Origin of the sequence: Brevibacillus fluminis, from assembly GCF_003710825.1 — a bacterium.
GTDB lineage: Bacteria > Bacillota > Bacilli > Brevibacillales > Brevibacillaceae > Brevibacillus_D > Brevibacillus_D fluminis.
In genome coordinates this window covers 206,693-213,337 of sequence record NZ_RHHQ01000023.1, presented here as the reverse complement: position 1 = coordinate 213,337, position 6,645 = coordinate 206,693, and the positions used below count along the sequence as shown (strand labels likewise).

The following is a 6,645-nucleotide window of genomic DNA, read 5'->3' as shown; positions in this document are numbered from 1 at the left end:
CGACATGAGACTCATAAAAAATCCCAACCTTTCTAATTTAATTGTAAATTAGGAGGTTGAGAGTTTACACAGAATATTTTACAGACTCGTTTCTTCCCTTGTATTTTGCTTATCACTTGCAATCATTAGCTATGTCCCGTTAACAGCACGTGACCCGAATTCGTTCTATTCATCCTTTTTTGACTTAATGATGGGCTTTCTAATATATACTGGTCCTGTTTACCTACTGGGTGGAATACCGAGCGCCATTCTGATTGAGGCGCTCCAGAAAACACTCGCCCTGACAAGCAGAGTAGGGGTGTATGTATGTAATGTCTGCGCCTACTTGGTCGCTGGAGTTCTGGTCACGTTTCCTTTTATATTATTCATCAACAAAGGCAGGATGTTTGCTGTAGCGATTAGCGAAAATCTGTTCATTTTTGTTTTGGGGGCAAGTGCAGCTGTTTTGTACTATCATGTTTTGATACTGGTAGCATTTTTGTACGGTCGTTATCGAAATACTGTGTAGGCAATTAGATAATAAGGAGTTTATCGTACTAATTGATATTGTACTTACACATTATTTAACGTTTTACATTAAACTGCTAACTGCTTCTTTACGTATTAGCCCAGTTGCGAATCAGTTTATGCATGATAACGAAATTCAGCAGCGATTCATCAAATGGGAACTTATCATTTGGGATGAATGGTCATTATAGATAAGAGACTATGAGTATACATCAAAGTAGATAGATGTACCTTAATAGAGACAACTGAAGCTCAATGATGAGTGTGTTTTAAACAACCAATCCAATGAAGCTTGTAGTGTAGAAGCATCATAATTTACAAATAAGCCAATACGACAGTTATTAATCGTGTTGGCTTTTAATATGGGATTTAAAAAAGAGAACATAATAAATGTTATGTAAGTTTTAATGTGAAAATGGAAAATGGGCCTCCTTAATCACTGCCGCCAAAGAAGAGCTAATTAAAATGGCGGTAAGCCTTCAACAAGCCGGGTATTACGCCTACTGCCATTGCGTGTGATTTGATGGAGCTATTTGGAAGTTCATCACGAATTCGGTGAAGCAAAAAGAAACCAGGATTTCGTGACAAGCTGCCTTTTTCTTGGTCATGACCGGGAGCGGCCACTTTTTTTCGATAAAATTGTTGTTGCAATTTTATGGTCAATAGCGAAAATCGATAGGATTAAATCATACTCTTCAGTTCTGGGCGTCTATGTCCTGTTCCAACTCTGCAAGATGCTCATCGTACTGAAGAATGGGTGGTAAGGATTTTTAGATAAATCAAGTGACTTGAATACATGGTTTGTTGAATGGGATTTTGTTTTGCCACATTCTGCAGTCGTAGAGCTCGTTGATGATTGCAAACCTTAATGGAGGAATTCATTCGTTCGTACCCTTCACAATTTCTTTTAAACGCGGGCGTTCAGAGAATTATATGTTAACTAATTTGAACCCGAATGAATGTGCAATATTTTACATGAGTATCAACAAACAGGAGGAAATAAATGGAATTAACAGGCAGCAAAGTAGTAACGATTTTACTGAGTTTATTCTTATTATTGACATTATTTGTTAACATCAACAGCATTTACTATGTGATATTATCCTTCTTTGGGTTTGGAAAAGCTAAGCGAGATTATGAACTAGTTGAAGACAAGACGAGATTTTTAATCTTGGTAGCGGCGCATAATGAAGAGATGGTACTTAGTTCAACAATCGATAATTTGAAACAAATACGATACCGTCAGGATTTGTATGATATTTATGTAGTAAACGATAATAGTGTCGATAGAACAGGAGACATTTGTGTAGAGAAGGGAATTAAATGCATTAACACAAGCGAACAATTATTCCCGCGTGAAGGGGTTGGTAAGCCTGCTGGCCTGCAGTATGCACTGCGCTATATAGGTTTTGATGAATTAACAAAAAGGTATGACTGCTTAATGGTCTTGGATGCGGATAACCACGTTGATTCGAACGTTTTACAGGAGTTGAACTCTCAATACATTGCAAAAAATGAACCGGAAGCCATTCAGATATATTTAGATTCTAAGAATTTTACAACAAACTTATCCCTTGGATACGCGATGAGCTACTATCTGACAAATCGTTTCTTCCAATTTGCAAAATATCGTGTGGGACTGCCAAACGCTATAGGCGGAACTGGATTTATCGTTAAATTGAGCTATCTAATGAAACATGGTGGCTTCCGTTTTCATTCTCTAACAGAAGATTTAGAGTTGGAAATAGAAATTGTCAAAGATAATGGACGTGTATTATGGAATCACTTTGTCCGTGTATATGACGAAAAGCCAGATAATTTTAAAGTAAGTATAAAACAGCGTACACGATGGTCACAAGGTCACTGGTATGTTGCTTTCACTAACTTTAAGCCAATGATGAAAAAACTGATTACTGAAAAAGGCAACATCAATATTATTGACCAGTTATTCTATTTATTTGGTATGACGCGCGCGTTGCAAATGACCATTACTTTAACTGGCATTTTCTTTGCTACTATGTACATCCTTGTTACGAAAAGCTATCAAGAAATACCGGATCTTGGAAAACAATTGGCAACAGCGATTTTTGGATCTACTATTCTTTCTATGATGCTATTCACTTATCAATTTCTGGTATGTATGTACTACGCGGTGAGGGTAGATACAACTCGAAAATACTTATTCCTTCGAATGAGCTTCTCGATTTTTTACTATGCTTACACGTTTATGTATGCCCAAATCGTGGGACTCATTAAGTGGAAACAACAACATACATGGGTGAAAACGGAGCACACTAAAACATCTGTAAATCATAGACAAAACCCTAGGATTTCAAAGTCTTATACATTCTTCACGTTCATAAAAAGGGATTGAAACCATTCTCATAAACACTGGGTAGCCCCTGAAATTACGCCCTATTTACTCTTATGGCTCTAACTGGTATTCGATTTGGGGAAGCACTAGCGTTAACCAGCGATGACAAAGAAGGTGACCGACTGACCATGTGGATTGCGTATACGTCAAAAAAAACCCGAAAGTATTCAATGGCCCTTTATTTATTTCATTACGTGAATCACAACTATTCCGAAAAGGAAGGTTTTCGGAATAAATATCTATGTAGGTATTAAAAGATACATAATTGTCGAAACTGATTATTAAAGCAGATGTAAGTTCCTATTGACCGAGGGCTGGTTAAGCCTATAAACTTTTAGAATGTTGTAGAAACTATCATTTGATATCAACAAAACCTACGATCGAATCTTGATAAGGATCGTAGGTTTTTATATTTGCAAACCGGTGTTCAAGGATATAAATTTGTAGAGGTTACCGACCGTTATGTGTAGTGTCACACAAACAAGTACACCAAACTAGAGCAAAATACGTCATCGTAAATAAAGCACGCCATATTACCTGTGTCGCTGCTCAGGACATTTGTCGCACTTGACTTGACAAACCATCACATATAAAAAACTAAAAATACCTGTTACCGGTAAATTACTGGAAGACAAGTGTTATGTTTATAAGAGATATCCCTTACCTAAAAGAACTAGTTTGTACGTTCCCATGTTTTCCGAAAAGATTGATCTATCAAAACGTTAATGACTTTTTGGAAGTAGATAGTGATAACTATGCTTGCTCTTGTTTTGTTAATATTTTATGGTCATCTTTGATAAAGCAAGTAATTATAGCAGAATGAATGGGAAAAAACACGAAACATTTCATAATGGCATCCACACTATATACGTCTGCTAACTTGCCAAGGAAAAATGCACCAATCCCCCCTGCGCCAACACTGAAACCATTCATTAAACCAGAAGCCAAAGCAACTTTCCCTGGATCTGATAAACGTGGGGATTTTTTCCTCACTGCCGATGGTTGCTGCCGGAATTTCAATGAATATTAGTGGTTGGATGAGTGACAGATTTTTTTAAACCGGGAGCGATATCAAGCAATTGTGGCCCAATTGTTAGGGGCTGTCTTTCTCTTTCTCATGTTCAACACAGATTCATTGCGCATGGCGATGATCTATCAGGTACTAACCATGTTTCTTTTATTCGCTGGACAAGCAGCGATTTGGTCATTGTCGCTGAAAACACACTGCCAACTGAAGTGATGGGGTCCGTCGCCAGGATGATTAATTTCGGCTGTCAACTGGCTGGCTTTATTGCTCCCATGGTTATGGGATTGTTGATCACTGCGTTTAACGGCTCCTTTGAGGTTGCTTTTTGGTTTTTACTGATCGCAAATGCTGTTTCCATTATGGCTTGTTCCACATTAGGCAACGCCGCAAAGACATTGGATATGAAAGGCGTGAATGCTCATTAAAATGATTGGAAAAGAAACCGAAGAATAGATGTGAAATTGAGCGAAAAGCTTTTTCATCATGTTCGAGAGGCTGCAAATCAGCTGAACAATCTCGGCTTCTCTCTTTATTTTTTGAAACAGTCCTTACGGAAATTTCTCAACACAATTCCTAGTAATATCCAAACGAAGCGCATCGGTAACGATGGCGGCAGAGTCTACCACTTCTAGGTCTGACAGCTCGGTGCCAGGCGCGATCGAACCTCTATATGCGGCCCGGAAAACGGTCTGTGCATTTTGATATGGGAGGTCCTATGAAATATCATAAAGTTTTGAAATTACACTGGAAAGAGCATTTAACTACGGGTTGCCGCGTGCCGTTTTTTTGATTGAGCATGGTGTAGTGTTGGCTATTGATGTCAGGAAGCACGGAGTATTATATTGGGAGACGTTACGTAAAAGGCCTCGGGCCGTTTCCTTTAGAAAGACCGATACCCACACCTTGAGGATCCGCTTTTTATTGTTATACCAATGATACGTGTTGATTCTTTGAAAAAGCAAATATTGAATCGTCAGCAGGTTGGTATTTTATTGTTTTTTGTATTTTCTTTAATTTTAGTATTTACTAAAATGTATAAACGTATTACTATTAGTAACACAGAAATAAAAAGCCCAAACATATGGAAGTGTTGATGCAGTTGTGAGGAGAGTGAGCTAGTAAGTAATTCAAGGATCTAGTTATCCATAATCATTAGTCAATTCATGTGTTCAGAATGGGGTAGTATGGTCAAGCTTACATTTAACCGACGCTTTTTATCTTAAGTAAACTCAGGTGATTGAGGTACAGTTTAAGCTGTTTATGGACGAATCAATCTTGAAAGGGTTCGGAAAAGAATTGCGGTTTCACCCCAATATCTATTGTTTTTGGAAGAAGAGCTAGACCAAATAATGTCTCTACGCGCATTGTGGAAAACCTCTTTTGGTTTCATCCTTACGCTTTAGCCGAAAGAGTCGATATAAAAAAGTGGTTGTACAAACAGCTGGAAAGTGAGGAATACACCATGAAAATATCTACTCCGCTCAGTGCCATTATCTTATTTTTTTCGGTGTTCGTAGGGGTCATTGGTTCATTTGGAATTTTATTGGCTCTTCCACTAATCGCAGAGCAACTCCAACTGAACGCTGTGGAGCAGGGAACGATTGTAAGCGCATACTTCCTTGGTAATGCTATCTTCACTATCCCTGGGGGCATTATAGCTGATAAGTTTGGTTCAAAGCGTATCATTGCAATTGGCTTAGTGTTGTGGGTTATTTTAACTGCATTGACCGGAATGGTAACCGGGTTAGCCATTCTGCTCATCATACGGTGTTTGCTTGGGGTTATAGAGGCCCCGTTAACACCGGCTACCATGAAAGCTGTTGCGGAACGAACTTCAGTAGACGTTCGTACGACAACAAATGCATTTGTCTCTTCAGCTGAATTGTTCGGTGCAGCGATCGCTCCGTTGATTGTTGGCTCGATGATAACTAGGATGGGTTGGAACAAGGCAACCTACTTATGTGCTGGTTTTGGACTAATCATGGCACTTGTCATCTCATATTTCTTGCCTAGACCGCTGAATGCTGATACATCATCGCAACCAAAAATAAAAACGGCAAAAGAAATGGGACAATTAAGTAGTGTAGATACTGAAATGAGAATTGTTGATGTCCTGAGAAATACACACATATGGAAATTAACAGGGATAATGTTTGGACTTAATATCGTAAACATTGGAGTTTTCACCTGGGTACCTACCTTCTTATCAACAGAGAAAGGCCTCGACTTTACTGAGGTGGGTATAGCTACGTCGCTACCACTTTTAATTGGGGCAATCGGCAGCCTTGTAGGCGGATGGTTATTTGATCGTTACTATAGAAAGAAATTTCGCAGTATAGTAATACCTTCTTTGCTTGTTTCAACTATTTTTCTTTTATTGATGGTAACGGCATCCAATGTAAGCGAATTTGTATTATTCGAGTCCATTGCCCTTTTTTTCCTCTCCCTTACTACTCAACCGGTGATAGGATTAACAATGCAAGTTATTCCCTCGAATGTTTTAGGTATTGGAAGCGGTGTGCTTTTATTTGGAGGCAAATTAGCCAATATGGTTACACCGATCGCTATGGGGTGGATTATCAATAGGTTTTCTTTTCAATTCGGATTTGGTTTTTTGGTTTTAGGTGCAATGCTAGCGGTAATCATTTCGCTGTGGGTTAGGGAAAAACCAAACGAGATGAACGCGGAATACTTGCTGAGTATAGAAAATTCTCCCTATGGGCAACGATGAAATCGT

General features: G+C 38.6%; 4 protein-coding genes. 3 read left to right on the top strand and 1 reads right to left on the bottom strand.

Annotated features, from left to right (window positions below):
* Positions 1-1,510 precede the first annotated feature (1,510 nt).
* The gene (locus EDM56_RS26635; RefSeq protein ID WP_122920971.1) at positions 1,511-2,881 is read left to right on the top strand and encodes a glycosyltransferase family 2 protein; all 1,371 of its coding nucleotides are present in this window, start codon (positions 1,511-1,513) and stop codon (positions 2,879-2,881) included.
* A gap of 753 nt (positions 2,882-3,634) precedes the next feature.
* On the opposite strand, the gene EDM56_RS26625 is transcribed toward EDM56_RS26635, so the two are convergent.
* On the bottom strand, positions 3,635-3,829 hold the full coding sequence (locus EDM56_RS26625) for a hypothetical protein (protein ID WP_122920970.1): 195 nt from the start codon (positions 3,827-3,829) through the stop codon (positions 3,635-3,637).
* A gap of 93 nt (positions 3,830-3,922) precedes the next feature.
* On the opposite strand from EDM56_RS26625, the gene EDM56_RS31235 reads away from it, so the two are divergent.
* Together EDM56_RS31235 and EDM56_RS26615 are read left to right on the top strand one after the other, a co-directional pair.
* Positions 3,923-4,333, top strand: a complete 411-nt coding sequence (locus tag EDM56_RS31235) for an MFS transporter (protein WP_148040425.1) — start codon at positions 3,923-3,925, stop codon at positions 4,331-4,333.
* Positions 4,334-5,370: 1,037 nt separating this feature from the next.
* Entirely contained in the window at positions 5,371-6,639 is a 1,269-nt protein-coding gene (locus EDM56_RS26615; protein ID WP_122920992.1) for an MFS transporter, read from the top strand.
* Positions 6,640-6,645 lie beyond the last annotated feature (6 nt).